The organism is Micromonospora sp. NPDC050397 (assembly GCF_044901685.1).
Taxonomy (GTDB): Bacteria; Actinomycetota; Actinomycetes; order Mycobacteriales; family Micromonosporaceae; genus Micromonospora_G.
Window position 1 is genome coordinate 1 of sequence record NZ_JBJDPS010000015.1, and the last position, 17,372, is coordinate 17,372.

General features: G+C 70.3%; 14 protein-coding genes and 1 pseudogene. 5 read left to right on the plus strand and 10 right to left on the minus strand.

Annotation, left to right across the window (positions count from 1 at the left end; genetic code table 11):
- Positions 1-804, plus strand: an 804-nt coding sequence (locus ACI2K4_RS30360) for a glycosyltransferase family 4 protein (RefSeq protein ID WP_404516295.1), incomplete at its 5' end; no start/stop codon positions are given.
- 95 nt (positions 805-899) lie between these two features.
- Here ACI2K4_RS30360 and ACI2K4_RS30365 read toward each other — a convergent pair.
- The 4 genes from ACI2K4_RS30365 to ACI2K4_RS30380 all read right to left on the minus strand — a co-directional run bounded on the left by ACI2K4_RS30365 (position 900) and on the right by ACI2K4_RS30380 (position 6,104).
- Positions 900-2,183, minus strand: coding sequence for a citrate synthase (locus ACI2K4_RS30365; protein ID WP_404516296.1), 1,284 nt, complete (start codon positions 2,181-2,183; stop codon positions 900-902).
- Between the two features lie 154 nt (positions 2,184-2,337).
- Entirely contained in the window at positions 2,338-4,491 is a 2,154-nt protein-coding gene (locus tag ACI2K4_RS30370; protein ID WP_404516298.1) for a sulfatase-like hydrolase/transferase, read from the minus strand.
- Positions 4,484-5,941 carry a methyltransferase gene (locus tag ACI2K4_RS30375; protein WP_404516300.1) on the minus strand — a complete coding sequence of 486 codons (1,458 nt, stop codon included), beginning with the start codon at positions 5,939-5,941 and terminating at the stop codon, positions 4,484-4,486. Before ACI2K4_RS30375 ends, ACI2K4_RS30370 begins: the two co-directional genes overlap by 8 nt.
- A 16-nt stretch (positions 5,942-5,957) precedes the next feature.
- Positions 5,958-6,104 (minus strand): hypothetical protein, encoded by a 147-nt coding sequence (locus ACI2K4_RS30380; RefSeq protein ID WP_404516302.1) that lies wholly within the window; start codon positions 6,102-6,104, stop codon positions 5,958-5,960.
- Between the two features lie 286 nt (positions 6,105-6,390).
- On the opposite strand from ACI2K4_RS30380, the gene ACI2K4_RS30385 reads away from it, so the two are divergent.
- Positions 6,391-6,783: a VOC family protein gene (locus ACI2K4_RS30385; protein ID WP_404516304.1), complete on the plus strand. Its 393-nt coding sequence runs from the start codon at positions 6,391-6,393 to the stop codon at positions 6,781-6,783.
- A 77-nt stretch (positions 6,784-6,860) separates the two neighbouring features.
- Here ACI2K4_RS30385 and ACI2K4_RS30390 read toward each other — a convergent pair.
- A pseudogene (locus tag ACI2K4_RS30390) lies at positions 6,861-7,553 on the minus strand (helix-turn-helix domain-containing protein); the annotation flags it as partial.
- A gap of 90 nt (positions 7,554-7,643) precedes the next feature.
- Positions 7,644-9,092 (minus strand): aldehyde dehydrogenase, encoded by a 1,449-nt coding sequence (locus ACI2K4_RS30395; RefSeq protein WP_404516305.1) that lies wholly within the window; start codon positions 9,090-9,092, stop codon positions 7,644-7,646.
- Between the two features lie 125 nt (positions 9,093-9,217).
- Between ACI2K4_RS30395 and ACI2K4_RS30400 the strand changes: the two genes are divergently transcribed.
- Together ACI2K4_RS30400 and ACI2K4_RS30405 are read left to right on the plus strand one after the other, a co-directional pair.
- Positions 9,218-9,763, plus strand: coding sequence for a TetR/AcrR family transcriptional regulator (locus ACI2K4_RS30400; RefSeq protein ID WP_404516307.1), 546 nt, complete (start codon positions 9,218-9,220; stop codon positions 9,761-9,763).
- Positions 9,764-9,952: 189 nt separating this feature from the next.
- Positions 9,953-11,107, plus strand: a complete 1,155-nt coding sequence (locus tag ACI2K4_RS30405) for a phospholipase D-like domain-containing protein (RefSeq protein ID WP_404516309.1) — start codon at positions 9,953-9,955, stop codon at positions 11,105-11,107.
- 16 nt (positions 11,108-11,123) lie between these two features.
- On the opposite strand, the gene ACI2K4_RS30410 is transcribed toward ACI2K4_RS30405, so the two are convergent.
- From ACI2K4_RS30410 to ACI2K4_RS30425, 4 genes are all read right to left on the minus strand, one after another.
- A complete protein-coding gene (locus ACI2K4_RS30410; RefSeq protein WP_404516311.1) occupies positions 11,124-11,669 on the minus strand; it encodes a GNAT family N-acetyltransferase in 546 nt (181 codons plus the stop codon).
- A gap of 152 nt (positions 11,670-11,821) precedes the next feature.
- Positions 11,822-12,676 carry an NAD-dependent epimerase/dehydratase family protein gene (locus ACI2K4_RS30415; protein ID WP_404516312.1) on the minus strand — a complete coding sequence of 285 codons (855 nt, stop codon included), beginning with the start codon at positions 12,674-12,676 and terminating at the stop codon, positions 11,822-11,824.
- A gap of 246 nt (positions 12,677-12,922) precedes the next feature.
- The gene (locus ACI2K4_RS30420) at positions 12,923-14,806 is read right to left on the minus strand and encodes a Xaa-Pro dipeptidyl-peptidase (protein ID WP_404516313.1); all 1,884 of its coding nucleotides are present in this window, start codon (positions 14,804-14,806) and stop codon (positions 12,923-12,925) included.
- Between the two features lie 190 nt (positions 14,807-14,996).
- On the minus strand, positions 14,997-16,280 hold the full coding sequence (locus tag ACI2K4_RS30425; RefSeq protein ID WP_404516314.1) for an Ig-like domain-containing protein: 1,284 nt from the start codon (positions 16,278-16,280) through the stop codon (positions 14,997-14,999).
- 421 nt (positions 16,281-16,701) lie between these two features.
- Between ACI2K4_RS30425 and ACI2K4_RS30430 the strand changes: the two genes are divergently transcribed.
- Positions 16,702-17,364, plus strand: coding sequence for an HAD family hydrolase (locus ACI2K4_RS30430; RefSeq protein ID WP_404516316.1), 663 nt, complete (start codon positions 16,702-16,704; stop codon positions 17,362-17,364).
- Positions 17,365-17,372 lie beyond the last annotated feature (8 nt).

Here is a 17,372-nt window from a genome sequence, read left to right on the forward strand (position 1 = left end):
CGCGTCATCACCTGCTCCGGCTACATGCGCGACCAGGTCAACAACCTCTTCCACCTCCCCACCAACCGCATCGACGTCGTCCCCAACGGAGTCGAGACGCACCGTTGGCAGGCCAGCGCCGCCGCCGTCGCCGCCGCCCGGGAGCGGTTCGCCGGGGACGGGCCACTGGTCACCTTCGCCGGCCGGCTGGTCTACGAGAAGGGCGTCCAGCACCTCATCGCCGGCCTGCCCCGGCTGCGCGAGCGACACCCCGGACTGCGACTGGTGATCGCCGGCGACGGCCCGTACCGGGGCGAGTTGGAGGCGGACATCGACCGGCTCGGGGTGCGCGGCGCGGTGACCCTGCCCGGCTTCCTGGGCGGTTCGGACCTGCCCGCGATGATGGCGGCCTCCGACTGCTTCGCGGTGCCGAGCATCTACGAGCCGTTCGGCATGGTCGCGCTCGAGGGCGCCGCCGCCGGTGCTCCGCTCGCGGTCGCCGCCACCGGCGGCCTGGCCGAGATCGTGCAGTCCGGGGTGAACGGGATGACCTTCCAGCCGAAGGACCCGGACGGGCTGGTGGACGCCGTACACTCGCTGCTGGTCGACAGCGACCGGGCCCGGCAACTGGCTCGCCGGGCCCGCCGGATGGTGGCCGACGAGTACGGATGGGCGTCGATCGCCCAGCGCACCTCGGCGACGTACGCGAACGCGATCGGCCACTCCGCGGAGTTCAACGCCGCACAGGCCACCGAACGGATGGCACACGGCCGACCCGCGTTGGCGATCCCGGCGGGGAACCTGCTCGCCGTCGCCGGACGCTGACCCGTCGCGAAGTTCCGGAGATACGCACCGGCCGCCGATGCCCGAGGGCGTCGGCGGCCGGTTGCGTCACGGCGGTCCGTGCGGTGAGGGCGCTCTCAGCGCTGCTCGACCGGCACGAAGGCACGCTCGGCCGCGCCGACGTAGATCTGCCGGGGGCGGCCGATCTTGGTCTCCGGGTCGGAGATCATCTCGCGCCACTGGGCGATCCAGCCGGGGAGCCGGCCGAGCGCGAACAGCACGGTGAACATCTTGGTCGGGAATCCCATGGCCTTGTAGATCAGGCCGGTGTAGAAGTCCACGTTCGGGTAGAGCCGGCGCGAGACGAAGAAGTCGTCGGCGAGGGCGATCTCCTCGAGCTGCATCGCGAGGTCGAGCAGCGGGTCCGGCTTGTTCATCCGGGAGAGTACGTCCTGCGCGGCCTTCTTGACGATGGCCGCCCGAGGGTCGTAGTTCTTGTAGACCCGGTGCCCGAAGCCCATGAGCTTGACGCCCTGCTCCTTGGCCTTCACCCGACGGACGAACGACGCGACGTCGCCGCCCTCGGCCCGGATGCCCTCCAGCATCTCCAGCACCGCCTGGTTCGCGCCGCCGTGCAGCGGGCCGAAGAGCGCGTTCACCCCGGCCGAGACCGAGGCGAACAGGTTGGCCTGGCTGGAACCGACGAGCCGGACGGTCGAGGTCGAGCAGTTCTGCTCGTGGTCGGCGTGCAGCACGAAGAGCATGTCGAGCACCTTGGCGACGACCGGGTCGACCTCGTAGTTCTCGGCCGGTACGCCGAACGTCATGCGCAGGAAGTTCTCGACGTATCCGAGCGAGTTGTCCGGATAGAGCTGCGCCTGCCCGATCGACTTCTTGTACGCGTACGACGCGATCGTGGGCACCTTCGCCATCAGGCGCACGGTGGAGATCTCCACGTGCTCCTGGTCGAACGGGTCCAGGCTGTCCTGGTAGAAGGTGGAGATCGCGCTCACCGCCGACGAGAGCACCGCCATCGGGTGCGCGTCGCGCGGGAACCCGTCGAAGAAGCGCCGCATCTCCTCGTGCAGCAGCGAATGGCGACGAATCCACTCGCTGAACTCGGTGAGCTGCTGGGCGGTCGGCAGTTCGCCGTAGATCAGCAGGTAGGAGACCTCCAGGAAGGAGGCCTTCTCGGCGAGCTGGTCGATCGGGTAACCCCGGTAGCGCAGAATACCGGCATCACCGTCGATGTAGGTGATCTCCGAGGAGCAGGCGGCGGTGTTGACGAAACCGGGGTCATAGGTGGTGTACCCGGTCTCGCTCAACAGCTTGCCGACGCCGATCCCGGACGGGCCCTCGACAGCGGGCCGCACCGGCATAGACAGTTGCCCGCCGGGGTGGTCGAGCTTGACATCCGTCATGTGGTTCCTCGCTTCGGCGGCAAAATCTTCGTTGAATTGCCTCTGTTCCTACGGTAATCGTGGCGCGGAACCAACAGCTCGACATGGTCGAGGGGTGAGGGATGCGTCACGCATCACCCCACTTGCGAAACCGGCGACTCGGATGCCGACCTGGTCACATACCCAAACGGCGCAATACCGGACCGTCGTTGACCAGGAACAACTCCAGTCGGTTAGCGCCCGGCACGAAGAGTGACTCGTCGGTGAGCAGGGCGCCGAACCTACGGCCGTGCTTGTCCGGTTCCACCACCGGGACGACCGCGCCGATGCGGCCGTTCACCGCGATCGCCAACCGGGCGCCGTCGGGCACCGACGCCGGGACCGTACCGCACACCAGCGACGGCAGCCGGCCGCCGTCGCCGGAGATGTCGTAGAAGGCGGCCCGGTTGGTCACGGTGCCCACCACCCCGGCGTCGCTGATCGGGAAGTCAGCGGGGTCGCGCCCGATCAGCTCGGGTAGCGGGGGTGCGGGCAGCTTCGGCCAGGCGGCACCGCTGAGGACGTCGGCGAAGACACTGCCGGGGATCGACAGGGCGAAGGTCGGCTGGTCGTGGAACCGCTTCTCCGTACGCTGCCGGCTCTCCCGGGGCGCCACCACCCCGTCGACGGCCCACGGGATCTCCACATGCGCCTGTTCGGCGATGGTGGGCAACAGGTCGACGTGTTCCCAGTTGCGGTCGTCGACGCGACCGGCCCGCTGTCCCGGTTCCTTGACGAACATCGGCACCCAGGCCACCTCGCCCGGCGTGCGGTCGATCGCGGCCCGTCCCCGGCCCTGCACGCCCGGCGTGAAGCTGAGTCCGTGATCGGCGGTGACCACCAGCGTCGCGTCGTCGTAGAGCCCGGACTCGCGCAGCGTACGCAGCGTCTCGCCGATCAGCCGGTCGGTGTACCCGAGTTGTTGCAGATGGCGCTCCCGGGCCAGTTGCACCCATCCGTCACCGTCGTTCGGCACCCCGGGGGGCGACTCGTAACGGATTCCGGAGGGAAGGTAGTGCCACGGGGTGTGCGGCATCAGCAGGTGCAGGAAGTGCAACGTGGGGCGCTTCGCCGGTCGCAGCCCGTCGAGGAACTGGGTGAACCGGGCCGGTTGGTTGACGTCCAGTTCGCCCCAGCGGAACCTCGGGTCGGTCGGCCCCGGCTGCCGCTCCTGCTCGGCGAGGCCTGCCTCCTCCCGGGTGGCTTCCCGGTAGGACGACTCCGGATCGTCCGGCACGTCGACCGGAGAGGCGATCTGCCGGAGCAGCCCGGCGCTCTCCCGCAGCAGCACCGGCAGGCCGCCGGTGACCGGCGCCGTGCGGGCACCGCAGACGGTCGGCGGGCAGAGCTGGCTGATGCTCTCCTGCACCTTGAGGTCGTAGGTGCCGTCCAGGAGCGTGAACAGGTTGTCCGGGTACTGCGAGTAGTGCGGGGCGCGTACCGAGGAGGGGTAGCGGCCGGTGAGCATCGCCGGCAACGCGTACGGGGTCCAGCCGCTGACCCCGGTCGCGTTGCGGTACCAGGTCGATCCTCCGGCGAGCGCGGCGAAGTTGGGGAACCGTTCGGCGTCGATCGTGCCACCGGGACCGAGCAGGGAGATCAGCGGCAGTTCGTCGAGGACGAGCAGCACCACGGGGGGATGGTTGGCCGCCTTGCGCGCGGCCCCCGGACCCGAACCGGACTCGGTCGCCAGCACCACGGCCGAGGCCGGCGACGCGAAGACAAAGAGCAGGGCGAAGACCAGCGGCCCGACCGAGGCAACCCGCAGCAACTGCCCGGTCGCCCGGAACCGCCGGTACGCGTACGCCCCGGCGGCGCCGACGAGCAGCGCGATCAGCACCAGCGGCAGCCCGCGTACCGGCAGCAGGTGCTTGCCCACCTGGATCGCGAGCGCGGCGAGCAACAGCCCGAGCGTGCCGGTGTGTACGGCACCACGCAGGGTCGGGCCACCCCAGCGGGTGAGGGCTCCGATTCCCCAGAGCAGCAGCGGGAGCGGGAGCGTGAAGAGGAGCACCAGCAGCAGGATCTGGGCCGGTCCGGCGCCGTAGAAGAGGAAGAAGTCGGGGCTGCGGCCGGTGACGTCGAGCAGTGGCTGGGTGACCACGAGTCCGCAGAGAGCCAGTGTCTCCAACAGCATCGGCAGTTCGGCGCGCCACCAGCGGGCGAACGGACCACGGGACCCGGGACCCGGCGCGTCACCCGGCGGTCCGGCCGGCGCCGCGCCGCCGGGTCCGGGAAATGCGGCTGGCGCCGCGCCACCGTTTTCCGGGGGCCCGGCCGGGTCAGCCACGCGGGGTCCCGACGTAGAGGGTACGGGTGCCGGAGGGCAGTTCCTCCCGCGCGGTGATCTCGCACCGTCCGGCGAGCAGCCGCTCGAACTCGTCGCGTCGGTAGTCCGGGAAGAGCCCGGCGGGTTTGTTGGCCAGCAGCCGTCGCGCCATCGGGTCCTCGGGATGCACGAACTCGACCACCAGGCGACCGTCCGTGCCCGCCCCGGCCAGGAAACCGACCAGCCAGTCGACGATCTCGGCCAGCGGCACGTTGCGGCCGACGGCCAGGTGGTGCACGACCGCGAGGGCGAGCACCACCTCGGCCCCGGCCCGGGTGGCGAACGGGGCCCGCTCGACCCCGCGCCAGCCACCGCCGGGCGACGGGTCGGCCAGGTCCATCACCAGCGGCAGGATGCGCCGCTCACCGTCGACGCGCAGCCGCTGGTAGAGCCGCTCGACCACGGCCGGGTCGCTCTCCACCGCGATCACGTACGCGGCGTGGCGGGCGGCGAGGCGGGAGTAGTCGCCGTCGTTGGCACCGAGATCGAGGACGAGTTCGGGGCGGCTCCGGCCCCCGGCGAGGGCCGCCGCCACGAACCGTTGCTTGCCTCTCGCGTCCGAGTCGGAGTAGGTGCAGGTCTCCCGGTAGCTCTCCCAGTGGCTGGTCGGGGGCTGCCAGTCCAGCCGGCGGACCAGCTTCTCCATTCCCCGTACGCCGGCCAGCACCAGGTCCCGGGAGAAGCCGGCGTCGCGCAACTCCTCCCGGACCGCCCCGGTGCTCGCGGCGGCGTGCCGGGTCTGCATCGCGTCGTGCAGGTGGACGTGCTTGAGCGCCCCGGCCGAGAACCGGCGGGTGCCGCCGAGGAGACGACGCATCTGCCCCGGTTCGACGCCGTCGATCCGGGACCGCAGCCAGGGCTGGAAGTCCAGGCCGAGATGGGCCTGGATCATCAACGGATAGAGCAGGGTCTGGCAGAACTGGCGGTAGCCGGCCCAGGGTTCGCCCTCCCGGGCGGGTTCGAACGAGCCGATGTCGATGAAGACCGGAGCGGCGCCGCGCCACTGGAGGTTGTACGCCGAGCCGTCCTTGGTGCTGAAGCCGGCTTCCAGCGCGGCGGCGAGGATCTCCAGGTGCAGCAGCGCGGCGTCGCGGAGCATGCCGAAGGACCACTCGTACGGGTACGAGACAAACGGGATCCGCTCGTGCCGCAACACCGTGTGCCAACGGTCGTCGTCGCCGAGCGAAAGGCTGCTCCGGTCGACCGGTTCGGTGCCGCAGACCTTGCCGGCCGCGATCAGGGCCGGGAGGAAGTCACTGCCGGCAAGCGCCTGCCAGTCCTCGGCGGCCCGCCGGTCGAGCCCGCGCAGCACCTGACCGTCGAGGTGGAAGATCCGGTTGCCGGGGTCACGGAACGACCCGGGCTCGACCCGGGCAGCGGTCGGCGGCGACGAGAGTCGTGGCGGTGTCACAGGCGGCCGTTCCGCTCTAGTCCTTCTCGGCCGGCTGGCGGCGGAACCGGCCGAAGATCCGGCGCCAGTACAGCTTCGCCGCCACCGCCACTCCGGCGGCACCGCCGATCACGGCCTGCACGATGAGACTGCCGGATCCGGCATCCAGATAGGCCAGGTCCATCTCGCACCGCCCCTTCCCTGTTCGTCCCGCCTGGTGACACGGCACCGGGCGGTCAGTCCGCCCCGGCCGTCACGGTCGGGGCCCGACCTGGTGTGCGGCGGGCAGCGACCACTATCGGAAACCTTGTGCTCGTCTGGGCTTCAGGTTCCGTTAACCACACGGTACGCCGGAGATCTCCCGCTCGCAGAGGCACTGCGGACCTTGTCCTCGGTGTCCGGTTCGACACGCCCGGCGGGTGTCCGATTCCTTCAAGACGATTCGGCCGGGGCGCGAATACGGTGGTCCGATGACACCTCGACTCAATGTGATCGGCCTGGTCGTGGCCGACATGGGCGCATCGTTGACGTTCTACCGACGGCTCGGCCTCCAGGTCCCGGCCGGCGTCGACGGCGACCCGCACGTGGAGGCGAACCTGCCGGGCGGGCTGCGCCTGTGCTGGGACACCGCCGAGACGATCGCCTCGTTCGACCCGGGCTGGACCCCGCCCACCGGCACGCCCCGAAGCAGTCTCGCCTTTCTCTGCGACAACCCGGCCGAGGTCGACTCGACGTACGCCGAGATGACCGACGCGGGCTACACCGGCCATCTCAAACCGTGGGACGCGGTCTGGGGCCAGCGTTACGCGACGCTGCTCGACCCCGACGGCAACCCGGTCGACCTGTTCGCCCCGCTCGGCTGATCCGTCCCGATCGGCTGGTCCACCCCGATCGGCTGGTCCGCTCGGGGCGGCTCGGGAAGCGGCTCGCGCGGCGGTGGGAGCAGTTCGCGCGGCGGCACGCCGGCCAGTGCCCTGATCTCCCTGGTCAGGTGCGACTGGTCGGCGTATCCGGTCCGCGCGGCGACCTCGGCGGCCGGGATCGCGGCCCGGAGCAGGGCCAGCGCCCGCTGCATCCGCAGGATCCGGGCCAGGGTCTTGGGCCCGTACCCGAACAGCTCCTGGCTGCGCCGCTGGAGCTGCCGAGGGCTGAGCCCGAGGTCCACCGCGGTCGCGGCCACGCCGTCGCCGGTGACGAGCCGGGCGGTCACCTCCCGGGCGATCGGGTCGGGGCCGCCACGCTCGCGTAGCCGGGTTGTCGCGACCGCCTCGATCAGCCGTTCGGGGCGGGACGCGTACGCCAGTCGCTCGTCGAGTTCACGGGCGACGGCACCGGGCCAGAGCCCGCCGAGCGGCACCCGCTGGTCCCGCAGTTCGGATGCGGGCAGGCCGAAGACGCTCGACCCGGTGCCGGGCGGGAACCGCAGCCCGATCCACCGCTCCCCCGGTACGCCGGTACCGACCTTCGCGGTGGTGTCCGGGCCGGCCACCAGCAGTCCCTGCCCGGAGGACCAGATCAGGTCGGTGCAGCCGTCGGGGAGGACCCGGGTCGGCGGTGGCGGCGTCGGCCCGGTGTGCGTGCTCCACCACAGGACGGCGCCGGCCACCCGGTCGGACGGGGTCTCCCGGTACATGCGCCAAGCCTGCCACCACCGCTGACGGCACGCCGCGCGGCCGGTCGGCGCCGGCTCGACAGGACGGTTGCGGACCGGACGACGCCCGGATCAGTGATTGCGGGTGACCGTCTTGTTCTCGAGGTACCCGGCCAGACCGAGCTTGCCGTACTCGCGACCGATGCCGCTGGCCTTGAAGCCGCCGAACGGCCCGTCGAAACTCATCGGGGAGCCGTTGACGGTCACGGTGCCGGTACGCAGCCGACGGGCGACAGCCAGGGCGCGTTCGTCGGTCGCGGACCAGACGCCACCCGAGAGGCCGTACTCGGAGTCGTTGGCGATGCGTACGGCGTCGTCCTCGTCGTCGTACGCGATGACCACCAGCACCGGCCCGAAGATCTCCTCTTGCGCGACCCGCATGCCGTTGTCGACGTCGGCGAAGAGGGTCGGCGTGACGTAGTTGCCCCGCTCCAGCCCGACCGGAATCCGTGGTCCGCCGGTCACCAGCCGGGCGCCCTCCGCGATGCCCAGCTCGATGTAGGAGATCACGCGTTGCTGCTGGTCGGCGCGGATCATCGGGCCGACAAACGTGTCCGGCTCGGCCGGGTCCCCGACCTTCAGCGACTCCACCATCTCCTTCAGCGCGCCGACGATCTCCTCGTAGCGGCCGCGCGGGGCGAGGATCCGGGTCTGGAGGATGCACGCCTCACCGTTGTTGGCCAGCGAGCCGAACCTGAGCCCGGCGACGGCGGCGGGAACGTCCGCGTCCTCCAGGATGATCGCGGCGGACTTGCCGCCGAGTTCCAGGCTGACCCGCTTGAGCTGCTCGCCGGCGATCGAGGCGATGCGCCGGCCGGCTCGGGTGGAGCCGGTGAACGCGATCTTGTCCACCCCGGGATGTGAGATCAGGTGCTCGCTGGTCTCCCGGTCCGCCGGCAGGATGCTCAGCACCCCGTCGGGGAGCCCGGCCTCGGCGAAGAGGTCGGCCAGCAGCATCATGCTCAGGGAGTTCTCCGGCGACACCTTCAGCACCACCGTGTTTCCGGCCAGCAGGGCCGGTGTGAGCTTGGCCGTCGCCGCCGAGAACGGCGAGTTCCACGGGATGACGGCGGCGACCACGCCGATCGCCTCCCGTCGCACGATGGTGTCGAAGGAGACCGAGGGGTCGGAGGGCTCGACGATCTCCTCCCAGCGCAGCTCCTCGGCCGCCCTCAGATAGGCGTTGACCTGGCGGGTGAGGAAGGGCTGTCCCATCCTGGTGAACCAGCCGGCCGAGCCGTTCTCGGCCGAGATCGTCGCGGCGATCTCGTCGGCCCGGGCCTCACGGAGCTTGTTCCACCGCCGGATGATCTCCTGCCGCTCCGCCGGCTCGGTACGCGGCCAGGGGCCGTGGTCGAACGCCTCGCGGGCCGCCTCGACCGCCCGGTCGACGTCCGCGTCACCGGCCTGCGCCACCCTGCCGAGCAGGGACTGGTCGTGCGGGGAGCGGATGTCCAGCAGGTTCGGGGTGTTCGGCGCGACCCAACGGCCGCCGACGAACAACCTGTCGCGGATGATCATGAGCCTTCTCTTCCTGATGCGATGACGACTTAACTGCCCCATCAACGTAGCACTTATTGACTGAGCCAGCACGTGAGTGAGGTCGCAGTGCGACTAGCTGCCACAGGAGGTACGATCTGACCACCATGAGAGCCGACGCCGCGCGCAACCTGTCGAACGTCCTGCGTACCGGGGCACGGCTGCTCGCCGAGGACCCCACCACCACCATCAACACCATCGCCACCGAGGCAGGGGTCGACCGCAGGACCGTCTACCGACGGTTCGCCACCCGGGAGGCGCTGCTGGCCGCGGTCTTCCAGGCCAAGCTCGACTCGGCGTCCCGGGTCCTGGACGAGGCCCGGCTGGTGGAGGCACCGGTCGCGGTGGCACTTCACCGCTACGTGGAGGGGATCATCCCGGTCAGCCGGGAATGGCCGCTGGACACCCGCCGGATGATGCGGGCCGACCCCGTCGCCCGGGCGCGTCGCGAGGAGCAGAGCCAGCGCCTCGACCGGTTCGTACGGCGCGCCGCCGACGAGGGTCTGCTCCGCGCCGGCCTGCCGGTCGGCTGGGCCCGCGCGGTGCTGGACGACCTGGTCGACAGCGCCGCCCACCGGTTCCCCGAGATCGACCCACCGCAGGCCGCCGACCTGCTCGTCGACACACTGCTCAACGGCCTCGGCCGGTCCTGACCCCCCGGCCCTGGTCCCCGGTTCCGGTACGTCGGGCAGCCGGTCCGGGCGCGTGCGGGGTGACCGGTCCGGGTGCGATCGGGCCGATAGGCCGCAATCCCCCGCTCGTGCCGCTGACGCGTGTTCCGGCGCCGCCGATGTGCACGAAGCCGACACCGGACCAGGTCACGGAGTGTCAGCCTGACAGGCATGACTACCTTCGCCGCGGGCAAGATCCAGGCCTTCGTCGGGCCGCCCGAACTCGGCGCCGCAGACGATCTCGAACAGGTCATCGTCGGGTTCATCGCCGGCGCCAAGGACTCTCTTGACGTGGCCGTACAGGAACTCGACTCGGAGCCGATCGCACAGGCAATGCTGGACGCGAAGTTTCGCGGTGTCGACATCCGGATCGTGCTCGAACAGGACTATCTCCGTACGGCGAAACCACCGAAAGTGACGGCGAAGGCCGGAGAATCGGCGGCGGACGCCCAGCGGCGGACCCAGTGGGCGGCCGAACCGGGCAGCCGCAGCCTCGAACCGAACCGCACCATCCTGGCCGCACTGCTGCGCTGTGCGATCGACGTGAAGGCCGACTACAACCCGGAGATCTTCCACCAGAAGTTCATCGTGCGCGACTACCGGCGGCGGGCCGGCGCCACCTCGGCGGTGCTCTCCGGCTCGGCGAACTTCACCGGAACCGACTGCCACCGCAACCTCAACCACGTGGTGACGTTCCACGACGCACGGATCTGCCAGGCGTACGCGGGCGAGTTCGCCCAGCTCCGGGCCGGGCAGTTCGGACGGGGTACGCACGGACGGGTGCCCCGGGCCTACAACCTCGGCGGGGTGCCGGTGAAGGTGCTCTTCGCCCCCGACCACGCCCCGGAGCTGGAGATCATGAAGCAGATGCTGAAGGCGACGGACCGGGTGGACTTCGCCGTCTTCACCTTCGCCGGCTCGTCCGGCCTGGACGACGCCATGATCGCCCTGGCCGCCGCCGGCCGCACCGTCACCGGGGCGGTCGACCCCGGGCAGGGGGCACAGCGCTGGGCCGCGACGCACGACCTGGACCGGGCCCAGATCGCGCTCTACACCCCGGTCCGGTCACCCGCCTTCGGCAAGCTGCACCACAAACTGATGACGATCGACGACAGCACCGTGATCGCCGGCTCGTTCAACTACACCGCTCCGGCGAACCAGTACAACGACGAGAACATCTTCGTGCTCGGCAGCCCGTACCCGGATCTGCCCACCGGCGAGGGCGGGCCGGTGGACCTCGACCGGTGCGCGGAGTTGACCGGCTTCTTCCGCGCGGAGATCCAGCGCATCATCGAAGCCGGCGTCCGGTTCGCCGGGACGGGGTGACCGACCGGTGAACGGTTCAGCCGAGCTTCTTCACCAGCAGCTCGAACTCCAGGTCGTCCCGGGTCGGCAGGCCGAACCGCTCGTCCCCGTACGGGAACGGGCTCAGCTCGCCGGTACGGCGGTAGCCACGCCGGACGTACCAGGCGATCAGTTCCTCCCGGGCCGTGATCACCGTCATCCGGAGCTCGCCCATGTGCCACTCGTCCCGCGCGATCCGTTCCGCCTCGTTGAGCACCAGCCGACCGATCCCGGCGCCCTGGAGCGTCGGACGAACGGCGAACATGCCGAAGTACGCGTACCCGTCGTGCCGTTCCAACTGGCAGCAGGCGAGCAGCGCACCCTCGGACTCCAACATCAACACCTGGCCGCCCGCCTTGCGTACCACCTCGGTGACGCCCTCGGTGTCGGTACGCTGCCCCTCCAGCAGGTCCGCCTCACTGGTCCAGCCGGCCCGGCTCGACTCACCCCGGTACGCCGACTCGACCAGGGCGACCAGCGCCGGCACATCGGCCTCGGTGGCGGCGCGGAACACCGGCGGAGTGCTCGGCGGGCTGCTGTTCATGCGGGTGATCCCTTCGTGGCGACAACGCCAGATGTTAGTCCGGCGACCGCCCCGACCAGCGGCGCGGACCCGGTGACCTCCGTCGCCCGCGCGGCTGGCCGGTCCGGTCAGGCGTGGTCGCGTCAGGCGTGGTCACGTCAGGCGTGGTCACGTCAGGCGTGGTCGCGCCAGGTGTGCGTGGGCTGGTATCCGAGCACCCGGCGGGCCTTGTCGATCGACATGAGGGTCTCGTTGCCGACGAGTTCGCGGGTGAGCGGCACGTCCGGGAAGAGTTCCGCGGCCAACTCGGCGCTGGGACGACCCATCACGGTGTCGGCGTTGGCGATGACAAAGACGTCCACCCCGGTCCCCGGGTGTTCCAGGGCCAGCCGAACCGCCTGGGCTCCGTCCCGGCAGTCGATGTACGACCAGAGGTTCCACTTCCGCAGGGTGGGGTCGGCGTCGAAACCGGGGAAGGCGGCGTAGTCGTCCGGTTCCATCACGTTCGAGAACCGCAGTCCGATCATCTTGAGCCTCGGCTCCCACCGGCACAACTGCCCGGCCAGCTCCTCTTCCAGGTGCTTGACCAGCGCGTAGTTGCTCTCCGGCCGGGCCGGGTAACCCTCGTCGATCGGGATGTACGGCGGCGGGGTGTCGAACGGGAGCCCGAGCAGCGTCTCGCTGGAGGCCCAGACCACGTTCTGGACACCGAGGGCGCGGGCGGCGGTGAAGACGTTGTAGGTGACGGCGATGTTGTGGTGGAACGTCGCCGAGTTGGTACGCAGGCCGGGCGCGGGAACCGCCGCGAGGTGTACCACCGCGTCCACCCCGTCGTGCCGGTCGTCGATCGCGCCGAGCGCCTCGACCGTCTGGCCGTAGTCGGTCAGGTCCACCCTCGTGTACGGGCACCGTGCCTCGACCGGCGGCGTCGCATCGAGGTTGACCACCCGGTAGCCGTGGTCGAGCAGGTCGGTCACCACTGCTCGGCCGAGTTTGCCGCTGCCGCCGGTGACCGCGACCCGGGTCACCACTGTGCCGTACCGGGGAGTGAGTCCGTACCGAAGCGCGAGATCATGAGGTCCATCTAACCAACCGGCCGCCGGGGATGTCCTCCCCGGCGGCCGGTTGACTCCGGTGCTGTGCCGAAAACGCCGGTACCGCCGTTCCGCGACGCCGGTACCGCCGTTCCGCGACGTTGGTACGGCCGTTTCGCGGCGTTGGTACGGCCGTTTCGCGGCGTTGGTACGGCCGTTTCGCGGCGTGGTGCGTGTCGTTCAGAAGCCGAGCGCGGACCGTCCGCCGACCACGGGGATCCGCAGCTCACTGTCGTGCGGCGCGACCCGCAGTCGGGTCCCGCCCAGCGGCAGCAGGGTGTACTCCTGGTCGGTGGAGAAGACGACCACGCCGATTCGGTGGCCGGCGGCAAAGACGTAGTCCTTCGGCTCCAGGGTCCAGCGGTAGTCGTACAGCTTGCCTCGCTTCACCGCCTCGGTGCGGTCGGCGTCCCTGCGGTTCTGCGGGTCGGTCCAGCCCCTGGTCACCACCACCGGCACGGCGGTCGAGCCGACCGGGCCGTAGTCGACGAGGTAGGTGGTCAGGTTGGCGTCCGGCTTGTTGTCGATCGCCATCCGCAGCCGCATCTCCGGCCGCCCGGAGATCCGGACGTCCTGGTCGAGCACGGGCGAGGTGTAGACCAGCCGGTTCGGGCTGGCGGTGTCCGGTTGCGCCACGAGTTGGGTCGGGGCGATGGTGCGCCCCTCGTCGACGAAGCTCTGCTCGACCTTGCTGTTGCGCGGCTTGCCGGTGGTCAGGGTGCCGGGTGCGGTCGCGCTGGTCGCGGCGAGCTTCAGGTCGACCTCGCGCGCGCCGGGGTCGGGCCAGTTCGCGTACGTGGTGTAGGCCCGGTTCTCCCGCTGCACGACGGCGGTCGGCTCGTCCATGATGCCGTTGGGGACCCGCCACAACCAGTAGTCGAACCAGCGGTTCTCGGTCTGCTTGTAGGTCCACGACCGACCGTCGGGCAGCGGTACGGTGGCGCCGCTGCCCGGCCCACCGTGGCCGCCCTGGTGCAGCCAGATCTTGCGCGGTACGTCGTACCGGGCGAGCTGGTCCCACCAGCCGGCGAAGTTCTCTGTCTTGACGTTCCAGTCGTTGAGGCCGTGCACGACGAAGACGCTGGCCTTCACGTCACGGGCGCCGCCGAGGTAGTCCCGCTCGGCCCAGAACCGGGTGTAGTCGCCGCTGACCCGGTCCTGTTCCTGGGTGATCTCGGCGATCTCGTCGGCGCAGGTCCCCTCCGCACGGGCCTGCCCGGCGGTGTACTGGGCCAGGATGTCGGCGTCCTCACCCTGGTACGTGCCGGGGGCGACGACGAGCCCGTTGGCCCGGTAGTAGTCGTACCAGCTACTGATCGCCGAGACCGGGATGATCGTCTTGAGTCCCTTGACCCCGGTGGTGGCCACCATGTTCGGCAGGGTGCCGTTGTAGGAGACCCCCGTCATGCCGACCGCGCCGGTGGTCCAGTCGGCGGTGACCGGCGCGCCGGTCGCGTCGAAGCCACGGGCCCGACCGTTGAGCCAGTCGATGACCGCCTTGGTGCCGAGCGTCTCGGCCCGGTCGCCACTGGTCGGGCAGCCGTCGGAGTCGCCGGTGCCGATGCTCTGGCCGAGCACCACCGCGTACCCGCGCGGCACGTAGTAGTCGTCGAGCGAGCCGGGCAGGTTGGCCTTGGCCAGGGCGCGGGCCTCGGCACCGTCGCCCGAACGCGCCGCGTCGCGGTGGGTCAGCCCGTTCTGCGGCAGCTCGTCCACCAGCACACTCGGGTACGGCACGTCGTCCCAGGTGTCCTTGCGGTACGGGCTGTGCTCGAAGATGACCGGCACCTTGAAGCCCTGGGTGGCGGTCTCGGCGGGACGGGAGATGTCGATCGCGACGCGGTCGAGGCGACCGTCGTGATCGGTGTCCAACGGCGTCTGCACGAAGACACGCTGTTCGATCGCGTCGGCGAAGGAGAAGACCGGCTGGGTCATGCCGTCGCTGACCACAATGGTCGGTGGGGTCACGTCGGGCGAGGCCAGGGCGGGGGTGGCCGGCGCGGTCAGTACCAACGCACCGGTGAGGGTGGTGCTGAGCAGTACCAGGCGACGGGGTCGGCGCATGGGCGATTCCCTTCGATCGGGCTCGTGGCCGGAACCGGTCAGGGGGTGCATCGAGACAGTTCCATCGGCCACACATGCTAAGCCCGTCAACGCCACAAGTCGATCAAAGCTCGTGCCCGTACAAGGACGTTAGGAAGGGCCCCTTCCTATACAAAAAACGATAAGAAGGGGCCCTTCCTTACCGGCGGGGTTAGCCGCCGGGGGCGGTGGGGGCGGGGGCGGGGGGCTGGTTCGCCGACGGGGAGCCGGTGGGGGCGGGGGCGCCGGCCGCTGCGGGCGGGGCGGGCGCCGGCTTCAGGTCCTGGGGTACGGGCAGCGCACTGCCCTTGACGTACTCCTTCCAGTCCATGTTCCAGGCGGTCCAGCCGTTGCCGTTGTCGAGGGTGACCTCGGTGCCCCGGATGGTGACCAGGTCACCGACCGAGGTCGTCTTCATCAGGAAGGCGGCGTCGGCGGCGGAGACGTTGGTGCAGCCGTGCGAGACGTTCGTGCTGCCCTGGTCCCCCTCGGACCATGGCGCGGAGTGGATGAACTCACCGCCCCAGGTCAACCGCTGGGCGTCCTGAACGGTGACCACGTACGGGTCGGCCGAGCCGGTCGTGTCAAAGACCGTCTGCTCATGCTTCTCCATGATCACCATTTTGCCGCTGGAGGTCGGGGTGCTCGGTTTGCCGAGGCTCACCGGGATCTTGCGTACCAGCTTGTCGTCCTTGAAGACCGACATCTGCTTGGTGCGGTTGTCGATGTCCAGTGTGACCTTGTTGCTGCCGATCTTCGCGCTGGCACTCCGGTCGGCGTCACCGAAGCCCTCCTTGCCCATCGGCACCCCGTTGAGCATCGCCCGTACGGTGATCTCGGTGCCGGGTTTCCAGAAGTCCGGGGCCCGGTAGAAGACCTGCTGTCCGTCCTCGGTCCAGTGCCAGGCACCGGGCTGCGCGGGGTTGGTGTTGACGAACAGCCGGCGTTGCACGTCCGCCCGCCGCTCCTTCGGCACCCCCGGGTCGAAGTCGACGACCACCGGCATCGCCACCCCGTAGGTCCGCTTGTCCTGCACGTAGAGGGTGGAGAAGACCTCCTTGGCGGGTTTGTCCATGGTGGTGAAGCTGGTCGTCTGGGTCACGCTCTTGCCCGCGTCGTTGGTCGCGGTGACCTGGGCGGTATACGACTGCTTGTTCTTCAGCGCCTTCTCCGGAATCCAGGACGTACCGTCCGGGCGGAGCGCACCGGAGACCTTGCCGCCCTTGTCGTCGGTGAGCTTCACCTCGGTCACCTTGCCGCCGGTGACGGTCAGTCCGACCTCGGTGCTGATCGGGAGGTTCTTCGCGTTTGCCGCCGGACTGATGGCCAACTGCGGCGGTGGGGCGGACTGCCCCCCGTCCTTCTTCTCCTGGCTGCTGGTGCAGGCCGCCGCGAGGGCCAGTGGCACGGCGGCGACCACCGCCACCCACCGCGTGGCCCGACGCCTCTCTTTCATGATCCCCACCCCGTTCCGTAGCGTCTCGTCACATTGTGTAACGGGAGTCGACACGCCGGAGCGGGTTCTGGACAGAAGAACAAGCCCTCTCGCCGCCCGCGCGCCGTCGATGCCGGACAACCGCGATTACCCCGGACGACAGCGAGTAGACGGGTCAGATCCGGGTGATGTCGGCGGACCGGCGACAGCGGCCGACGAAGAGTCCACTCAGGACCGGAAGGACCGGCGTGAACGACACGCGGGCGGAAGAATCGCCCAGCCGTGCACACGGAGCGTAATCATCACCTCGGCGCGGCGAGCGGGCGGATCGGGACGCCCGGGAGCGCCGATGCGAGACCAGCCGCCGGCGGGTCGGGACGCCCGGGAGGGGCGATCCGAGACCAGCCGTCGGCGGACCGGTGCGGTCGGGCACGATAGGTGCGTGACGGACGCGGTGATCTTTGACCTGGATGGCGTGATCGTGGACTCCGAGCCGGTCTGGGAGGAGGTCCGCCGGCACTACGTGGCCGAACACGGTGGCACCTGGCAGCCGGACAGCCAGCGTCGACTGATGGGGATGAGCACCGGGGAGTGGGCCCGGTACCTGAGCGCGGAGCTCGGCGTCGACCGGACACCGGAGCAGGTGGCCACCGAGGTGGTGGACGAGATGGCCCGGCGCTACCTCGCGCACGTACCGCTGATCGCCGGGGCCGACCTGGTGGTACGCGGGTTGGCCGGGCACTGGCCGCTGGGGCTGGCGAGTTCGTCCCCGGCCCGGTTGATCGAGGCGGCGCTGCGGGCCACCGGACTGACCGACGCCTTCGCGGTGACGCTCTCCACCGAGCAGGTCGCCCGGGGCAAACCTGCTCCGGACGTGTACCTCCAGGTGGCGGAGAAGCTGGGGGCGGCCCCGGACCGGTGTGTGGCGATCGAGGACTCGTCGAACGGCGTACGGTCGGCCAGCGCCGCCGGGACCAGGGTGATCGCGGTGCCGCACGCCTCCTACCCGATCGACCCGGACGCGCGGCGGCTGGCCGCACTGGTCATCCCGGCCATCGGCGCCCTGACCGACCAGGTCGTACGCGAGGTCGGTGGGGAAGCGTAGGTCGTACC